Below are 17,961 nucleotides of genomic sequence, written 5' to 3' on the forward strand. Positions count from 1 at the left end.
GGGTTGTTCGGGCAGTCGAGGCCGATTTCCCGAACAACCCTCGGCACGCCATGATCTTCATCGCGAGCCACGGCCGCAGGCGTGCTCGTTGCCCCAGCGGCATGACCCGACAGCCGCACCTGTCCGGCCGTACCGAGCGCCCGGCAGACGGTGATCAGATCGTGCTGAGGGCTGGCGACCCGTTGGCCCCTCGTACATCCAGGGGCTGGCGCGGTCAGGGTGACATCTCGTGGATGACAGAGATGGTCGAGGAGCCACGGGAAGCGGCCCGGGCGAATCCCGGGGGAGGATCATTTTCGGATACCCGAAGCAACCGCTGCACCACAGGACGACCCGGGCGGCGGGCGGGATCGCGGCGCACCCTCGCGCCGCGATGTTCAGGGAGCGGGGGTTCGGCGCAGGGCGCCCAGGGGTAGAAGAGCCCACGCGACCAGAACGACGATCACGGACGCGTAGACGAAGCCGCTGCTGGCGACGATACCCAGCACAGCCAGCACCAGGCCGACCGCGAGCAACGCGCCACAGAGCGTCAACACGCGGCAGACTCCTTCACAGTGTCAGGCACAGCCATCCAGCACGCGGCGCGCTCAGCCGGCCCGTCCGTCAGGTCGAAACCACCGACGGAACCGAGAGCGCCAAGCCGGGGTGCGTCGGGGCGTGCCGAGCCCCCGAGCTCAACCGGAAGCCCGAGGCCGGGGCCGGGGCGCCGGGGGCGTCAGTACTCCTGGATGCCGGGGCCGTCGCGGCGGGCGGGGTCGAGGTCGGGGCGGCCGTGGCCGTTGTCGCGGGCCATCGCGCCGGCGGGCATGGGGGGGCCGGGGGGGAAGGTCGGCTGGTGGCCGGGGCTCTGCGGAACACCGCCCTGACCGGGGCCGGGGCCCGGGCCCATGCTGACGGCGGTGGGCGCCGGGGTGGGGGCGCCGGGGTTGAGGCCGGGGCGCTGTGGGGCGCCGGCGCCGACGGCGGGCTGGGTCGGCATGCCGTCGAGGTCGCGCAGCTGCATCTCGAGGTAGGCACGCAGGCGGGTGCGGTACTCGCGTTCGAAGGCGCGCAGCTGTTCCACCTGGCCCTCGAGGCGACGCTTGTCCTCCTCCAGGCCGCCGAGCTGCTCGGCGACGTGGGCGCGGGCCTCGCCGATGATGCGGTCGGCGTCGGCGCGGGCGTCGCGGCGGGCACGCTCGGACTCGGCGCGGGCTTCCCGCAGGGCCTCGTCGGCGGTGCGCTGGGCCAGGACGAGCGTGCGGGCGACGCGCTGCTCGATCTCGGCCTCGCTGGCCTGGCTGGGGCCGGTGCGGGCGAGGGCGCCGCCCTGACCGACGGCGGGGATGACCGTGGTCGGCGCGCCACCCTGCTGGGGCTGGGGGGGCTGCGGGCCGGTGGGGGGTGCGGCGGCGCGCTCACGGGCGGCCTGAGCGGCCTGGGCCTGCAACTGCGCGATCTGGCGACGGGACTCGTCCACCTGACGGCGCAGGCCCTGGTTCTCCTCCAGGATCTGCGCGGGCACCGCGGGCCCTCCGCCACCGGAGCGGCGGGCCTCGTCGAGCTGGCGACGCAGGTCGCTGTTCTCGTCGAGCAGCCGGGTCAGTTCCGCTTCGACCTCGTCAAGGAAGGTGTCGACCTCATCCTCGTTGTAGCCGGTGCGAAACCGCGTCGGACTGAAGACCTTGTTCTGTACGTCCTGTGGTGTCAGAGCCACGTCGCCTCCTCGTGCGGCATCGCCGCTCCCCGAAGAGAGGGCGGTCTGCGGGCAGTCTCCCGCGCCCGCGTTCGCGGTGTGCACACAACCCCGTTACAGCTTCTGGGCGTAGCTTCGCAACACGACGATCACTAGAAACAGCACCAGAAAGCCGAGGTCAAGTTGGACACTACCCACCCTCAACGGAGGCAGGATGCGCCGGATGAACCGTAACGGGGGGTCAGTCACCGTGTACACAGCTTCGAAGATCACCAACAGCGGCCCGGTGGGGCGGAACGAGCGGCCGAGGACGAGTACCAGGTCCGTGATCCAACGCGCGATCAGGAACAGAAGGTAGACCAGCAGCAGCCACGAGAGCAGCTGTCCTAGCGTGCTGATGGCACCCTCTCCTGTGAACCAGGGGGACGCGACCAGCTCGCGAACCCCGTCATGACTGGTTGTAGAACCCACCCTCACGGATGCGTCGCTTGTCCGTCTCGGTGACCTCGACGTTGTGCGGCGAGAGGAGGAAGACCTTGTTGGTCACCTTCTCGATGTCACCACGCAACCCGAAGATCAGCCCGGCGGCGAAGTCGACCAGCCGCTTGGCGTCGACATCGTCCATGTCGGTGAGGTTCATGATAACGGGCGTGCCGTCCCTGAACTCCTCACCGATCTGGCGAGCCTCATTGTAGCTACGTGGCTGGAGCGTCGTGATCCGGTAGGGGTGTGGCTCCTCGACGGGGGCCACCCGGCGCACCGGCACGGGTCCGGTGGGGCGAAGCGGTTCGACCGGTGGACGACGTGGCATGGCGACCGACTCCTCCCGTGCGTCGATCCGGCGGACCGAGCGGTCCATCGGAACCGGATCATGCACCATTCGGCGATCGTCAAGACGCCGATCGTCATGGTCTACCGCACGACCGTCGTCGTCGTAGTCGTCATCGAGATAGTCGTCGTCCTCCTCGGCCAGACCGAGGTAGACCATCGCCCTGCGCCCGAGCCCCATGGGCGCGACTCTAAGGGACACCAGGCCGTTCACCGAACAAAGCGGTCCCGATCCGTAGGTGTGTCGCGCCCTCGGCGATGGCCGACTCGAGATCTCCTGACATGCCGGCACTGATCACCGTGGCTCCAGGGTGGTCTCTGACCAGGCGTTCCGCGACGTTCCGCAGACGGGCAAATGCGCCACGTGGTGACTCACCACGTGGCGCAACCGCCATCACCCCGCGCAGTGTCAGCCCGGGTGCCCGCGCGACGAGATCGGCGAGCTCGCTGACGGCGCCCGGATCGATGCCGCCACGGCCCGAAACGGCAACCCCACTCGAATCCGCCCCACTGGAGGCCCTCGGGGGGTCCAACGAGATCTGCAGGCAGACCGACAGTGGCCGGCCACGCTCGACCGCGGCCCGTGACAGGCCGTCCACCAGGGCCGCACGGTCCACAGACTGCACCCAGTCCGCCCAACGGAGCACGGATCTGGCCTTGTTGCGCTGGAGTTGTCCCACGAAGTGCCACACCGGCCGGTCGGGCACCGCCAGCCCGGCGCCCGGCGTCGACGCCGCCTTCGCCGGGTCCGCCGCCGCCCCCGCCCCCGCCTCGGGTCCCCCCGCTCGTGGCGCACCGCCCCCAAGGAGCTGGTGTGTGACGAGGTTCACCTTGGGTCCGGCCTCCTGCTCCCGGTTCTCCGCGAAGTCGCGCAGGCCAAGAGTGTGCAGGATCACGGCGTCCTCGGCCGGATAGGTCTTGCTGACCGCGACAAGAGTGAGCTCGGCGGGGTCTCGTCCGGCGGCGACGGCCGCGGTGGCGATCCGCTCCCGCACCGCGGCCAGCCGGCCAGCAAGATCCGCCCGGCGCCGTTCGTCGGCGTGGCGTGGCTGGTCGGCGTGGTGCGCTGGTCTGGCGGCGTCCGTCATGACGGCAGCCAGGCGAGGCCGGCGAAGCGGCCGGTTCGTCCGTCGCGGCGGTAGGAGTAGAGCGAGAAGTCCTCGGCCGGACACCGAGCGGACACCGCGACGCGAGTCACACCCATCCTGGTGAGCTGGCCGAGGATGCCGGCCCGCAGATCGATGGCCGCACTGCCCTGCCGGGTGTGGGCCGCGCTGCCCGGCACGAGACGTTCGACCTCGGCGCGCAGCGGCGCCGGAACCTCGTAGCAGCCCGCGCACACGCATGGCCCGATGGTGACCTCGAGCTGGTCGGGGCGGGCCCCCAGATCGGTCAGCGCCTCGACCGTCGCGCCGATGACGCCCTCGGCCATGCCCACCCGGCCGGCGTGGGCGACCCCGACCGCGGTCGGCGCCTCGAACAGCACCGGTGCGCAGTCGGCGACCATCACCGCGAGTGCGAGCCCAGGCACATCGGTGACCAGCGCGTCCGCCTCGGGCGGCGGCCCGGGCTCGCGCACCAGCGCGACCTGGCGACCATGGACCTGGCGCATGTACCGGACCGGCACGCCCAGCCGGGCGGCCAGCCGAGCCCGGTTGGCCGCCACCGCGTCCGCGTCATCCCCGACATGGTCGCCGAGGTTGAGCCCACCGACCACGTCGGGCCGGCCGGCCGCGTCGAGCCCGGTGGCGGTGTCGGGCCCGCCGAAGGGTGGTGCGCTGACCCCGCCCGCCCGGGTCGTCACGAGAACCGGCATGGCCGGGGTCTCCCCTGGGTCGGCTACTTGAGGAAGTCCGGCACGTCCAGTTCGTCGTCGTCGGCGACCGGGCGGACGGGACGACGCGGCGGGTAGGTCGGCCGGGGGCCGCTGGCGCGCGGCGGCTCGGACCGGTGCTGGGCGCCATAGCCGTGATCGCCCGTGGACGGTTCGATGTTCGTCTCCCGTGCCGGCGGCGCGACCCGGGACTCGACCGTGGGGATGACCGTGGAGTCGCCGGGGTTGGCGCTCGGGCGGGTCGCCGGCGGGTCGGGCAACGGGTCGGGGTGGTAGTGCCCGACGTTGGACGAGCTGATCGGCGAGGGAGGTGCCTGGAGGTAGCTGGGCGTGGGCGCGGCGGCCTGCGCACGGGCCGGGGCCGGCGCGGGAGCCGCGGGGGCCGCTGGTGGAGTCGCCGGGGGCGGCGAGGACGGCGCCGCGGTGACGGTACGTGGTGTGCCCGGGATCGTGGGCAGCGGCGGGAGGATCGTCGTCGACGCGGCGCCGGTGGCGCCGGGTGGCAGGGCCGCACCCCCGCCCGCCCCGCCGGGACCGGTCGCGCCGGGACCGGTGGCACCGGGAGCACCCGGGCGGCGCTGGGTCGCGTTGAGCGTGCGGGTACGGCGGTCCTGCACCGTGTCGAAGCCGGCGGCGATGACCGTCACCCGCACCTCGTCCCCGAGCGCGTCGTCGATCACGGCACCGAAGATGATGTTCGCCTCGGGATGGGCGGCGTCCGCGACCAGTTCGGCGGCGGCGTTGATCTCGAACAGGCCGAGGTCGGAGCCACCGGAGATGTTCAGCAGAACGCCCTGGGCACCGTCCATGCTCGCCTCCAGCAGGGGGGAGGCGATGGCCTGTTCGGCGGCCACGGTGGCACGGTCGTCACCTCTGGCTCGGCCGATACCCATCAGGGCGCTGCCGGCATGCGACATGACCGTCTTGACGTCGGCGAAGTCGAGGTTGATCAGACCCGGGGTGGTGATCAGGTCGGTGATGCCCTGAACACCGGAGAGCAGCACCTGGTCGGCGCTGCGGAAGGCGTCCAGAACGCTGATGTCGCGGTCTGTCATCGCGAGCAGTCGGTCGTTCGGGATGACGATGAGGGTGTCAACCTCGTTGCGCAGGGTGTCGATACCCGTGTCGGCCTGGGTAGCCCGGCGCCGGCCCTCGAAGGTGAACGGCCGGGTGACGACACCGATGGTGAGCGCGCCCAGCGAGCGGGCCACGTTCGCCACCACGGGGGCGCCACCGGTTCCGGTGCCACCACCCTCGCCGGCGGTCACGAAGACCATGTCGGCCCCCTTGAGGACCTCCTCGATCTCCTCGCGATGGTCCTCGGCGGCCTGTCGGCCCACTTCGGGATCGGCCCCGGCGCCAAGGCCCCGGGTCAGCTCACGGCCGACGTCCAGTTTGACGTCGGCGTCGCTCATCAGCAGGGCCTGGGCGTCGGTGTTGATGGCGATGAACTCGACGCCCTTGAGACCGACTTCGATCATCCGGTTTACGGCGTTGACACCACCACCACCGATCCCGACGACCTTGATGACCGCGAGATAGTTCTGGGGGGCAGCCATGCGGTGTCGGTCCTCCAGCGGCGTCGGTGGTCGGACGGGGATTAACCCCGCCCCTGCGGCACCGCGGGACGGCATTGCCGCGCGGCGAGCGGGGGAAACAGTCAGAGTCTCAACCTTCACCGTCAGCTAGACGGTTACAGTTATGTCAACTTCCGGCTGTGGATCGGACAGTAGGCACGGCTTAGGCACTGGTCAAGGAAGCTGCCGGCGCGTCATCCCGCTTCGTGTCCCAGCTCTCCCCAGAATCCTGACACAGCCCGCTCCGCACCCCTGACACCGCTGTGTCCCTCGCACCACCGTGCGCACCCGGATGACACGTGCGGACTCACCCGGACGGCCCTACCCGGACGCATCAGGTCAGGTACCGAGGATGATGTACTGCCCCCGTGACCCGTCAGCGGACCCAGCACGTCCACTTCCTCGGCATCGGCGGTGCCGGGCTGTCGCCCCTCGCCCAGATCCACCTGGCTGGCGGCGGTACCGTCAGCGGAAGCGACGCGGAGGACTCCCCCCGGGTGGCGACGCTGCGCGCCCGTGGCGTCCCCGTGCGCGTCGGCCCCGCCACCGGGCCGGGGGCCCTCGCCACCGAACTGGCCGGGGTGGACGTTGTGGTCGCCTCCAGCGCCCTGGCCGACGACCATCCCGAGATCGTCGCCGCCCGTGAGCTGGGCCTGCCGGTGCGCCGCCGGTCCGAGTGGCTGCCCGAACTCACCGCCGACTACCGGCTGGTCGCGGTCGCCGGCTCACACGGCAAGTCGACGACGTCCGCGATGCTCGCCCTGGTGCTGCGCGCCGCGGGGCTCGACCCGACCGCCGTCATCGGGGCGGAGGTCTCCCAGCTCGGTGGCAACGCGCTCACCGGGGCGGGGGACGTCTTCGTGCTCGAGTCCGACGAGTACGGCGGGGCCTTCGCCGGCCTCAGCCCCACCCTGGCGATCATCACCAACGTCGAGTGGGAGCATCCGGACATCTTCCCGGACGAGGCCGCCGTGCGCGCCGCCTTCACCGCCTTCGCCGGGCGCATCCGCCCCGGTGGTCACCTCGTCGCCTGTGGGGACGATCCCGGCGTGAGCGCGGTCCTGGCCGCCCTGCGCGCCGACCCCGCCTGGTCCGCCGGTGTGACCGTGACCGACTATGGTTTCGGCGCTGGTCGCCGCTGGCGGGCCGTGGACGTCGTCCCCGCCGCCGACGACACGACCCGGGCCAGGGTGCTGCGGGCGGGCGAGGAGGTCGGCAGCCTGGTCCTGGCCGTGCCCGGCCACCACTCGGTGCTCAACGCGCTCGCCGCGCTCGCCGTCGCCACCGAGCTCGGCGTCGAACCCGCCCAGGCTCTGGGCACCCTGGCGACCTATACTGGGGCCGCGCGCCGGTTCGAGTTCGTCGGCTACTGGCAGCCGTCCGTCCGTCCGCCGGCGGAGATCCTGCCCGCGGGTGTCTCCCCCGCCGCCGCGCCCCTGACCGCCACCGCCGTGGACGGCACACCCCTGCCCGTCACCTCCGCCGCGGCCGATCCGGACGGTGTCCACAGCCTCGAGATCATCGACGACTACGCGCACCATCCCACCGAGATCCGGCTGACCCTCGCCGCGGCTCGCTCCCGCGCCGGTGACCGCGACGTGTGGGCGGTCCTGCAGCCCCACACCTACAGCCGCTTCGCGGCCATGCTGGACGGTTTCGCCGCCGCCTTCACCGACGCCGACCGCGTCTACGTGACCGACGTCTACGCCGCCCGCGAGACCGACGACCTCGGCCTGCATCCCAGCGACCTGGTGAGCCGCATCACCGCGCCGCCCGCCCACTACGTGCCGTGGTCGGCTCTGATCGACCGCCTCACCGCCGATGTCCACACCGCACTCGACGACCCCGCGTCCGTCCCCCCCGCGCCCCGTGTCCCACCGTCCAGCGGCCCCGTCGACGGCAGCCCCGCCGCCCCTGAATCCTCGGGGCGGGGAGCGACCCGGGGTGTGCTGCTGCTGACGCTCGGCGCCGGGACGATCACGACCGTCGGCCCCCGCCTGCTCGCCTCGCTGGGCATCCCCCTGCCCGCCTGATCGCGCCGCGGTCCACCAGTCCGACGCGGCGAGGCCGACCGATCCTGCGTGCCCTCACGCGGGACGGATGGTTGACTGCCGCAACACGCCCACCGCCGGCTCCGGCCGGCGGCGACCGGTGAGAATGGATTGAGACGATGGCTGACACGCAGGTTCCCCGCACACCCGGCTTCGACCTCAAGGCCGTCAACCAGACCGTGATCGCCGAGTACCGGGCGACCGGTGGCGTCCTGGAGAAGACCCTGCCCGGCTCCCGTCTCGTACTCCTGACGACGATCGGACGGCACTCCGGCAAGGAGCACGTCACCCCGCTCGGCTACGTCGCCGAGGCCCCCACCCCCGACGCCGGCCCCGCCGCCGACGGCAGCACCACAACCGACAGCAGCAGCATGGGCGAGGGCGACCAGCCGGCCGCCGCGGGCGGGTCCGGGGTCGATGCGCGGCGATCCGACCGTCTCGTCGTGTTCGCCTCGAACATGGCGTCGTCGCGCCATCCGGACTGGTATCTCAACCTGACCGCGAACCCCAAGGTCGTCGTGGAACTCGGCCACGAGCGCGTCGACGCCGAGGCGACGACCGCCACCGCCGACGAGCGGGTCCGCCTGTACGCCGCGCTGGTGGAGACCATGCCCGGTATCCGCGGCCACCAGGACCAGGTCGACCGCGAGATCCCGGTGGTCGTGCTCGCCCTGCTGCGCTGATCGCCCCGCCGTCCACCCCGGTCCCGTCCGGGTGGTGCGGCCCCAGACCCCCTGACGTCCACGGCCCCCTGACGTCCACGGCCCCCTGACGTCCACGGCTGGCGGACGTCCACGGCTGGCGGACGAGCTCAATAGGCCAGGCCGAGGACCGGACAGCGGCCGGCAGCCGCGACGACGGCCGTGCTCAGGAGGCCGCGTGGCGGGGGCGGGAGCGACGGGTGCGCCGGCGGGTGGCGGCGGCGGTGTGGATCAGCTCGACGATCGCGGCGGCGGCACGGGGATGGCCGGTGCCGGCGCAGGCCGCCGACATCTTGGCCAGACGTTCCGCCGAGGTGAGGACCGGCAGGACGTTCTCGAGCAGCCAGTCGGGAGACAGCGCGCTGTCCTCGACGAGCAGACCACCACCGGCCTCCACGGTCGGCAGGGCGTTGCGGCGCTGCTCACCGTTGCCGATCGGCAGCGGTACGTACGCGGCGGGCAGGCCCACCGCGGCGAGTTCCGCGCAGGTCATCGCCCCGGAGCGGCACAGGGTCAGGTCGGCGGCGGCGTAGGCGGACGGGATGTGGTCCAGGTACGGCCGCAGCTCGTAGGGAGCCGGCAGACCGCGGGGCAGGGCCGCGGCGACCTCGTCGTAGTTCTTGGGGCCCGCGGCGTGCAGCACCTGGACGCCGGCGGTGGCCAGCGGACGCGCCACCGCGGTCATCACCTGGTTCAGGCTGCGCGCACCCTGTGATCCGCCGAAGACGAGCAGGGTGGGACGGTGCGGGTCGAGGTGGTAGCGGCCGCGGGCGGCGCGCACGGCGGCGGGAGAACGATCCAGGGTGAGGATCTCCGCGCGCAGCGGGATGCCGGTGAGGGTCGCGCCACGCAGGGGCGTCCCCGGGTAGGACGTGGCGACGTACGGGGTGAAGCGGGCACCGAGACGGTTGGCCAGACCCGGCAGGGGGTTGGCCTCGTGCACGACGATCGGGATGCCGCGGCGGCGGGCGGCCAGGTAGGCCGGCACCGAGACGTACCCGCCGAAGCCGACGACGACGTCGGCCCGGGTCTCGTCCAGGACGGAGCCGGCCTGGCGGATCGCGGCGCGCAGCCGCCCGGGCAGGCGCAGCAGATCGGGGCCGGGACGGCGCGGCATCGGCACCTTCGGCACCGTCGCCAGCTCATGGCCGCGCGCCGGCACCAACCGTGCCTCGACACCGACCGCCGTGCCCAGCAGGGTCAGCCGTAGCCGCGGGTCAACGTCCCGCAGGGCATCCGCCACGGCAAGGGCGGGTTCGACATGGCCGGCTGTCCCGCCGCCGGCGAGCACCACGCTTCGCAACATCGGTCAAGACGATGACACATCACGGCGCACCGATGTCACCCCGGGCCCGCCGACGCGCCCGGCGGGCCCTGACGGCGTGCCCATCCCACGTCCCGGACGGCGCGGCCCGGTCGGCGCCCGGCCACCGATGTCCCGACTGTCCACCCCCCGTGACCTGCGGCGACCTGGCGGATGACCCTCCGGACCCACCGGGTCGTCACCGTCGGGCCGCCCGCTCCCCCGCCCGGAGCTCCGCGAGCCACCCGCCGAGCGCGTGTCCCGCGTCTCACCCGCCTCCCGCCGCCCGCCGGACTCGCGCTGGCCCCCTCCACGCGGTTCACTCGGTTCACGCCGTCCACGCGGCTCTGTCGACGCACGCGGCTCGCGGCGTCCACGCGGCTCTGCCGGCTCACGCGGTGCGCGCGGTGTGCGCGGCTCACGCGGTGTGCGCGGCTGGCTGGGTACGCGTGGCTGGCGCGACCCGCGCCCACGGGGCCGGCCGCGGCCACCCGAGCGGCCGGCCTGGGACGGGTCGATGCGGTTGCCCTCGATGGTCACCAGGCCGAGCACCGGACGGCGCGGACGCCGACCGGGGAGCAGCCGCTTGGTCCGCACCCGGATCGGGATGGCCCGGGCCGCCCGCCGTTCCTCGGCGCGTCGCCGCAGGTACTCGGCGGCAGCCGGTTCGGACCGGGCGAAGGCGAGCAGCATGCCCAGCGCCAGCAGTGTGGGCAGCAACGACGAACCGCCGAACGACACCAGGGGCAGGGTCACTCCGGTGATCGGCAGCAGGCCGACGACGGCGCCCATGTTCACCACCGCCTGCACGATGATCCACGCGGTGACGCCGGCGGCGGCGAGCCGGACGAACAGGTCGTCACTGCGGTGCGCGATGCGCAGCCCCGCGTAGCCGAGCACCCCGAACAGGCCCACCACCACCAGGCTGCCGACCAGCCCCAGCTCCTCCCCGATGATCGCCAGGATGAAGTCGGTGTGTACCGCCGGCAGAAGGTCGGGCCACTTCTCCACGGACGCGCCGAGCCCCTCACCCCACCAGCCACCCGTCGAGAGCGCGTAGATGCCCTGAACGGCCTGGAAGCCATCCCCGTTGGCGTCCGCGAAGGGATCGGTGAACGACAGCAGGCGGCGCATCCGATAGGGCTCCAGCACCGCCAGCATCGTCGCGGCGACGATGATCGCCACGAGCATCGCGGCGTAGAAGCGCTTCGGGGTGCCGACCACCCACAGGATGGTCAGCGGCACGACGGTCACGCAGATCGCGCCGCCGAGATCCGGCTCGAGCAGGATCAGCAGGTCGATGAACAGGAACATCGGCACCAGGGGCACCAGCAGGTGCTTGGCCTCCGTGAGCCGGCGGCGCTTGCGCACCAGCAGATCGGCGCACCACAGCACCAGCGCGATCTTCACCAGCTCGCTGGGCTGCACCGTGATCGGACCGACCACGATCCACTGCCGGGCACCGCCGCGGACACTGCCGATCCCCGGGACGAGCACCACCAGCAACAGGAAGATCGTGAGGCCGAGCAGAGGGTAGGCCACCCCCCGGAAGACCCGCACCGGCAGGCGGCTGGCCAGCACGGCGATCGGCACACCGATGCCCACCCAGATCGCCTGCCGGATGAACAACGTGTAGGACGAGCCGGAGTCCGCGTACGACCGTACGCTGGACGCCGAGAGCACCATGACCAGGCCGAGCAGCAGCAGCAGACCGACCGAGGACAGCAACAGGTAGTAGGACGCCAGCGGCCGGTCCAGCAGCGGCATCCGCGACACCGCCTCCCGGTCCTGCTCGCCTGCCCCGCCTACCACCGCGACCGACCGCGGCCGCACCGGAACCTCGTCACGTGACGGCCCGTCACGCCGCGGCGACCCGGAGCCTCGTTGCGGTCCGGAACCGCGCGGTGACCCGGCACCCCGCGGCGCCCCGGAACCCCGTTGTGGCCCGGAACCGCGTTGTGGCCCGGAACCGCGTTGTGCCCCAGAACCGCGTTCCGGCCCCGACCCCGCCACGCCTCACCCCTCTCGCGCGTGTACCGCCTCCGCGAACTGGTCACCGCGGGCCGCGTAGTCGCGAAACATGTCCATGGATGCGGCGGCCGGCGCGAGGAGCACCGTGTCGCCCGCCCGGGCGAACGATGCCGCAACCCTCACCGCATCGTCCATGCCGGCAGCCCGTTCCAGCGGGACATCGGGGGCGTGTCGGGCGAGGGCGGCAGCGATCTCATCCGCACAGGTACCGATCAGGACGGCCGCGCGCAGCACCCCACCGGCCGTCCGAACAAGGTCATCGAAGTCCAGGCCCTTGTTCAGCCCGCCGGCGATCCACACCACCGAGGAGTAGCCGGCCAGCGACGCGGCGGCCGCGTGCGGGTTCGTCGCCTTGCTGTCGTCCACCCAGCGGACGCCGTTCACGACGGCCACCTGCGCGTTGCGATGGGCCCCGGCGCGAAATCCCGTGAGCGCCGCACCGATCGCGTCGGGCGCGATTCCCCGGGCACGCGCGAGTGCCGTGGCGGCCAGCGCGTTGGAGATCATGTGATCCCCCATCACCTGAAGGTCACGGACAGCAACGATTCGGCCGCCACCAAAAGCATGATCCACAATGTGACCTTCAGTGACTGTAACGCCCTCACCAGGAAGTTCACGTCCGAACAGGACGTGGCGGCCGTGGGCTTTGGCCAGCAGACGCAGGCTCGCGGGGTCGTCGGCGTTACCAATGGCAATGGTCTGCTCGGCCGCGAAGATCCGTCCCTTCGCCGAGGCGTACGCCTCGGCACCGCCATGCCAGTCGAGGTGGTCGGGTGCGATGTTGAGCACCGTCGCCGCGAACGGGACGAGGCGCTCGGTGTAGTGCAGCTGGAAGCTGGACAGCTCGACGGCCAGCGCCTCATAGGGAGGATCGGCGTCGACAGCCTCGACGATCGGGGTGCCGATGTTGCCGGCGGTGGTCGCGCGCAGCCCACCGGCGACCAGGATCGCGCCGAGCATCTCGGTCGTCGTGGTCTTGCCGTTGGTGCCCGTGATGGCCAACCAGTCGGCCGAACCTCGCAGCCGCCAGGCGAGCTCCACCTCCCCCCAGACGGGTACCCCCGTCGCGGCCGAAGCGGTGATCAACGGCGCGGTGGGGGGCACGCCGGGCGAGGTGACGACCAGCGACGCACCGCCCGGGCCGGCCGGGAGTCCGCCAAGCTCGACCGTGGCGCCGAGTTCACGCAGCCGGGAGGCCGCAGCCCGCTGCCGTTCGCCATCCCCGGCGTCGACGACGCGCACCCGGGCCCCGCGGGTCAGCAGCGTCCGCGCCGCCGCCGCCCCGGACACCCCGATCCCCACGACCAGCACCGACCGTCCCGCCCACTCCGTCTGGCCAGCGGACTCGGCCTGGCCAACGGACTCGGGCCAGCCAACGGACTCGGGCCAGCCAACGGACTCGGGCCGGCCCGTGGGCGTCGCAGGGTCGGCTGGTGCCGGTCGGATGGGGTCGTTCGAGGCGCCGCCCGACATGCTGCTACCCTCCGCCGTGATTCAGGAACTCGGCGTAGAACAGGCCGAGGCCGAACGCCACCGCGAGGCCGGAGACGATCCAGAAGCGGATGATCACTGTTGTCTCGGGCCATTCGGCGAGTTCGAAGTGATGGTGGATCGGCGCCATGTTGAACACACGCTTCTTCGTCGCCTTGAAGAAGGCCACCTGGATCAGGACGGACAGGGTCTCGATCACGAACAGCCCGCCGAGGACCACCAGCAGCAGTTCGGTCCGGCTGACGATGGCGATGCTGGCGAACGCACCGCCGAGCGCCAGCGACCCGGTGTCCCCCATGAAGATCTTCGCGGGACTCGCGTTCCACCACAGGAAACCGAAACAGGCGCCCATCGCCGCCGCCGCGACCAGTGCCACGTCCAACGGGTCACGCACCAGGTAGCAGCCCGACTGGTCGGCAGCCGACCCACACTGGTTACCGAACTGCCAGAACGAGATGACGACGTACGCGCCGAAGACCATCGCCGAGGTTCCGGCGGCGAGCCCGTCCAGACCATCGGTGAGGTTCACCGCGTTCGACGTCGCCGCGATGATGATCCAGGCCAGCAACGGGAACGCGATGATTCCCACCGAGATCGACGTGTCCCGCACGATCGAGATGTACGTCGAGCCCGGCAGCAGCCCGTCGTGGTTCTTGAACCGCACCGCGAGCAGGCCGAACGCCAGCGCCACCGCGGCCTGGCCGGCGAACTTCATCCGCGCGGTCAGGCCCAGGCTGCGCTGCTTACGGATCTTGATCCAGTCGTCCAGGAACCCGACCAGCCCAAGCCCGGTCATCACCAGCAACACGAGAAGTCCGGACGCGGTGAAGCCGATCCCGGTCACCAGATGGGCCAGGAAGTAGCCCACCAACGTGGCCAGGATGATCACGGTGCCGCCCATCGTGGGGGTACCGCGCTTGGTCAGGTGGCTGGACGGCCCGTCCTCGCGGATCTCCTGCCCGTAACCCTGCCGGCGGAACAGCCGGATCACCCAGGGCGTGCCCAGCAACGACACCACCAGCGCGACCAGCGCCGCTATCAGTACGCCCCTCACCCGGACGTCCCACCCGCAGGATCACGTCGATGCCGACAGCCGTCCGTCCTCATATCCCCTCGATCTCCGCACCGACCCGCGTGCCGACTCCCCGGCCGACCCCGCTGTTCTGACCAGTTCCCCTGTCACTGCCGGCCGCACTGCCGCTACCGGCCGCACTGTCACTGCCAGCCGCACTGCCGCTGCCGGCCGCACTGTCCCTGCCAGCCGCACTGTCCCTGCCAGCCGCACTGTCCTGCGCTGGGCCGAACGCCGCGGCCAGGTCCTGCGCGACCCGTTCCAGCCCGTACGACCGGCTCGCCTTCACCAGGACGACGTCACCCACCCGCGCCTGCGCCACCACCGCCGCGACCGCCGCGTCGGCATCCGCGACCCACGTCGACGACCTGCCGCCGACAGCGTCCTCACCGACACCGTCACCACCGCTGACACCGCTGGTGGCCAGTGCGGTCTCGGCGGCGGCGTGGACGCGGCGGGCCGCTGCGCCGACGGCGACGAGCCGGTCGATGCCGAGGTCGACGGTGAGCCGTCCAAGGTCATCGTGTGCCTCGTCGGCCACCGTACCGAGTTCACCCATTCCACCCAGTACGGCGAAGGCCCGGCCCGACCCGCGCAGACCGATCAGGGTGTGCAGCGCGGCACGCATCGACTCCGGGTTCGCGTTGTACGCGTCGTTGACGATCGTGACCCCGGCCCCGGTCCGGCTGACCTCCATCCGCCAGCGGCTGCGTGGCCGGGCGGCCGTGAGGGTCGCCGCCACCCGCGCCGCCGGCAGCCCCAGCCGCAGTGCGACCGCCGCCGCCGCCAGCGCGTTGGCGACCTGGTGCGCGCCGACCAGCCCGAGCGTCACCGGATGCCGCTCTCCCCCGGCGACCAGCACGAAGGACGCCCGCCCGGCCGTGTCCACCCGCACCTGCCGCGCCCCCACCTCGGTCACCAGCGCCGCCGGTGGCGAGGCCGGTGGCTGCCCGCCGACGTCGGCGGCCTGGGTGAAGGTGATCACCTGGGCGGTGCGACGGACACGGGTGGCCATGGCGGCGACGAGGGGGTCGTCGGCGTTGAGGATGACGGTGTCGGTGGCGCTCTCGGCGAGTTCGCCCTTGGCCTTCGCGATCCCGGCCCGGCCGTCGGCGTACTCGCCGACGTGGGCGCTGCCCACGTTCAGCACCACGCCGACGCTGGGACGGGCGATCGCGCACAGGGCCGCGATGTGACCGAGCCCGCGCGCGCCCATCTCGAGCACGACGAACGCGGTGTCGGGTTCGGTGCGCAGCAGGGTCAGGGGCAGGCCGATCTCGTTGTTGAACGAACCCGGCGGCCAGATCGTCGGACCGATCTCGCCGAGCAGATCCGCCAGCAGATCCTTGGTGGTGGTCTTGCCGGCGGAGCCGGTGACCGCGACGACGGCCGCCGGCGACCGGTCACGCACCAGGGCCGCCAGCCCCGCCAGTGCCGCCAGCGGGTCGTCGACCCGCACCGAGGGCACCGTCACCGCGCGGGTGGCCAGCACCGCGGGGGCGCCCGCGGCGATCGCCTCGGCGGCGTGGTCGTGCCCGTCCACCCGTTCGCCGACGATCGCGACGAACAGGGTACCGGGGGCGACCAGCCGCGAGTCGACCGTCACGCCACGCACCAGGGCAGCCGGGTCCGCACCGGCCTCGAGGCGGCCACCGGTGGCCGCGGTGACCTCGGCGAGGGTGAGCGGGATCATCCACGCACCCGACCCGTCGGGCCCTCGGCCGCGGCCCGATGGCCCGCGTCCAGGGCGTCCAGCGCGGCCCGCAGCACGATGCGGTCGTCGAACGGGGTGATCACACCGGCCTGTTCCTGGCCGGATTCATGGCCCTTGCCCGCGACGACGACGGCGTCCTGCGGGCCGGCGGCGGCCACCGCGGCGGCGATGGCGGTGGACCGGTCCGGCCGCACCAGGACGCGACTGTCCACCCGCAGGTGCGCGGGAACACCGGCGAGCATCTCGGCCAGGATGGCCGCCGGGTCCTCGGAGCGCGGGTTGTCGCTGGTCAGGATCGCGAGGTCGGCGAGTGTCGCGGCGGCCTCGCCCATCAGCGGACGTTTGCCACGGTCCCGGTCACCGCCGCAGCCGAGCACGGTGATCAGGCGGCCCTTCACCAGCGGCCGGACGGTCTCCAGCAGTGTGGTCACCGCGTCGGGGGTGTGCGCGAAGTCGACGAGGGCGAGGAACGGCTGCCCGGCCTCGACCCGTTCCATCCGTCCGGGGACGCCGGGCAGCGCGCCGATGCCCGCGGCCGCTCGGTTCGCGTCGACACCGACCGCGACGAGCAGTGCCAGGGCGCCGAGCGCGTTCGCGACGTTGAACCGGCCGGGCAGCGGCACCGACAGCGGTACCCGCAGGCCGCGCGGGCCGTGGGCGACCAGGTCCGAGCCGGTGGGGCCGGCGGACAGCTGCGCGACCGTCCAGTCCGCCGGGCCCTCGACGGCGAAGGTGATCGCGTCCGGGCGGCGGGCGGCGAGGCGGCGGCCCCACGGGTCGGCGACGCCGATCACGGCCACGTCGGCGCGTCCGGGCGCGAACAGGGTCGCCTTGGCCTCGAAGTAGTCCTCCATCGTCGGATGGAAGTCCAGGTGATCCTGGCTGAGATTGGTGAACAGCGCACCGGCGACGTGCAGCGCGTCCGCGCGGTGCTGGGCCAGCGCGTGGCTGGAGATCTCCATCGCGGCGGCGTCGACGCCGCGTTCCACCATCAGCGCCAGCAGCGCCTGCAGATCGCTGGCCTCCGGGGTGGTGTGGGCGCTGGCCAGCCGCTGCGCGCCGACGCGGGTCTCCACCGTGCCGATCAGCCCCGTGGTGTGGCCGGCGGCCCGCAGACCCGCGTCCAGCAGGAAGGCGGTCGTCGTCTTGCCGTTCGTGCCGGTGACGCCGAGCAGCCGCAGCCGGGCTGACGGGTCGCCGTACACCCGGGCGGCCACCGCGGCGAGGTCGCGCCGCGGATCGGCGCTCACCAGCACCGGTACCGGCGCCGACCCTGCGGCCGAGAGCGACGACAAGGCCAAGGCCGGAGTCGGCGAACCATCGCGGTCACTGTCGGTGGCGATCAGATGGGCGCCCGCGGGATCGGTGAGCACGGCCACCGCACCCGCGGCGAACGCCTGCGCGGCGAACCGGGCACCATGCACATGTGCCCCGGGCAGGGCCGCGTACAGATCCCCCGGACGAACCTGCCGGGAGTCGTGGGTGACACCGAGGACGGCCGCGGCGTCGAAAGCGGCGTCCGCGCCGGTGTCGGCGAGGACCGTGCGCAGGTCAGCCAGGGCACAGGGCGCGGTGGCGGCCGGTCGGGGTGCCGGAGAGGTCACGCTGACGACCTTAGTGGGCGCCGGCACGGGCATCCGCACGGGCGCCCGGGCATGGGGGTGGTCCTGCCCCGGACACGCCC

14 protein-coding genes and 1 pseudogene are annotated in these 17,961 nt (G+C 72.6%); 2 read left to right on the top strand and 13 right to left on the bottom strand.

Annotated elements, in window-relative coordinates; translation table 11 throughout:
* Positions 1 to 377 precede the first annotated feature (377 nt).
* From MXD59_RS09665 to ftsZ, 7 genes are all read right to left on the bottom strand, one after another.
* Positions 378 to 536: a hypothetical protein gene (locus MXD59_RS09665; RefSeq protein WP_248824393.1), complete on the bottom strand. Its 159-nt coding sequence runs from the start codon at positions 534 to 536 to the stop codon at positions 378 to 380.
* A 179-nt stretch (positions 537 to 715) separates the two neighbouring features.
* Positions 716 to 1,696 (bottom strand): DivIVA domain-containing protein, encoded by a 981-nt coding sequence (locus MXD59_RS09670; RefSeq protein WP_248812714.1) that lies wholly within the window; start codon positions 1,694 to 1,696, stop codon positions 716 to 718.
* A 93-nt stretch (positions 1,697 to 1,789) separates the two neighbouring features.
* Entirely contained in the window at positions 1,790 to 2,074 is a 285-nt protein-coding gene (locus MXD59_RS09675; RefSeq protein WP_504858348.1) for a YggT family protein, read from the bottom strand.
* 49 nt (positions 2,075 to 2,123) lie between these two features.
* Entirely contained in the window at positions 2,124 to 2,684 is a 561-nt protein-coding gene (locus MXD59_RS09680) for a cell division protein SepF (protein WP_248824394.1), read from the bottom strand.
* 10 nt (positions 2,685 to 2,694) lie between these two features.
* Positions 2,695 to 3,591 carry a YggS family pyridoxal phosphate enzyme gene (locus MXD59_RS09685; RefSeq protein ID WP_248824395.1) on the bottom strand — a complete coding sequence of 299 codons (897 nt, stop codon included), beginning with the start codon at positions 3,589 to 3,591 and terminating at the stop codon, positions 2,695 to 2,697.
* A complete protein-coding gene (gene pgeF, locus MXD59_RS09690; protein ID WP_248824396.1) occupies positions 3,588 to 4,319 on the bottom strand; it encodes a peptidoglycan editing factor PgeF in 732 nt (243 codons plus the stop codon). The genes MXD59_RS09685 and pgeF overlap by 4 nt, the downstream gene beginning before the upstream one ends.
* A 23-nt stretch (positions 4,320 to 4,342) precedes the next feature.
* Positions 4,343 to 5,896: a cell division protein FtsZ gene (gene ftsZ, locus MXD59_RS09695; RefSeq protein WP_248824397.1), complete on the bottom strand. Its 1,554-nt coding sequence runs from the start codon at positions 5,894 to 5,896 to the stop codon at positions 4,343 to 4,345.
* Positions 5,897 to 6,282: 386 nt separating this feature from the next.
* On the opposite strand from ftsZ, the gene MXD59_RS09700 reads away from it, so the two are divergent.
* Together MXD59_RS09700 and MXD59_RS09705 are read left to right on the top strand one after the other, a co-directional pair.
* Positions 6,283 to 7,947: a UDP-N-acetylmuramate--L-alanine ligase gene (locus tag MXD59_RS09700; protein ID WP_248824398.1), complete on the top strand. Its 1,665-nt coding sequence runs from the start codon at positions 6,283 to 6,285 to the stop codon at positions 7,945 to 7,947.
* A gap of 137 nt (positions 7,948 to 8,084) precedes the next feature.
* Complete coding sequence (locus tag MXD59_RS09705; protein WP_248824399.1) at positions 8,085 to 8,648, top strand: nitroreductase/quinone reductase family protein; 564 nt, start codon at positions 8,085 to 8,087, stop codon at positions 8,646 to 8,648.
* 184 nt (positions 8,649 to 8,832) lie between these two features.
* On the opposite strand, the gene murG is transcribed toward MXD59_RS09705, so the two are convergent.
* The 6 genes and pseudogenes from murG to MXD59_RS09735 form a co-directional block, all read right to left on the bottom strand.
* Positions 8,833 to 9,972, bottom strand: coding sequence for an undecaprenyldiphospho-muramoylpentapeptide beta-N-acetylglucosaminyltransferase (murG, locus tag MXD59_RS09710; RefSeq protein WP_163547352.1), 1,140 nt, complete (start codon positions 9,970 to 9,972; stop codon positions 8,833 to 8,835).
* A 462-nt stretch (positions 9,973 to 10,434) separates the two neighbouring features.
* A pseudogene (gene ftsW, locus MXD59_RS09715) lies at positions 10,435 to 11,802 on the bottom strand (putative lipid II flippase FtsW); the annotation flags it as partial.
* 183 nt (positions 11,803 to 11,985) lie between these two features.
* The gene (gene murD / locus MXD59_RS09720; RefSeq protein WP_248824400.1) at positions 11,986 to 13,473 is read right to left on the bottom strand and encodes a UDP-N-acetylmuramoyl-L-alanine--D-glutamate ligase; all 1,488 of its coding nucleotides are present in this window, start codon (positions 13,471 to 13,473) and stop codon (positions 11,986 to 11,988) included.
* A gap of 4 nt (positions 13,474 to 13,477) precedes the next feature.
* The gene (gene mraY, locus MXD59_RS09725; protein ID WP_248812704.1) at positions 13,478 to 14,545 is read right to left on the bottom strand and encodes a phospho-N-acetylmuramoyl-pentapeptide-transferase; all 1,068 of its coding nucleotides are present in this window, start codon (positions 14,543 to 14,545) and stop codon (positions 13,478 to 13,480) included.
* 49 nt (positions 14,546 to 14,594) lie between these two features.
* The gene (locus MXD59_RS09730) at positions 14,595 to 16,256 is read right to left on the bottom strand and encodes a UDP-N-acetylmuramoyl-tripeptide--D-alanyl-D-alanine ligase (RefSeq protein WP_248824401.1); all 1,662 of its coding nucleotides are present in this window, start codon (positions 16,254 to 16,256) and stop codon (positions 14,595 to 14,597) included.
* Entirely contained in the window at positions 16,253 to 17,881 is a 1,629-nt protein-coding gene (locus tag MXD59_RS09735) for a UDP-N-acetylmuramoyl-L-alanyl-D-glutamate--2,6-diaminopimelate ligase (RefSeq protein ID WP_248824402.1), read from the bottom strand. The genes MXD59_RS09730 and MXD59_RS09735 overlap by 4 nt, the downstream gene beginning before the upstream one ends.
* Between the last annotated feature and the right edge of the window lie 80 nt (positions 17,882 to 17,961).

This window comes from Frankia umida (assembly GCF_023242945.1).
Taxonomy (GTDB): Bacteria; Actinomycetota; Actinomycetes; order Frankiales; family Frankiaceae; genus Frankia; species Frankia umida.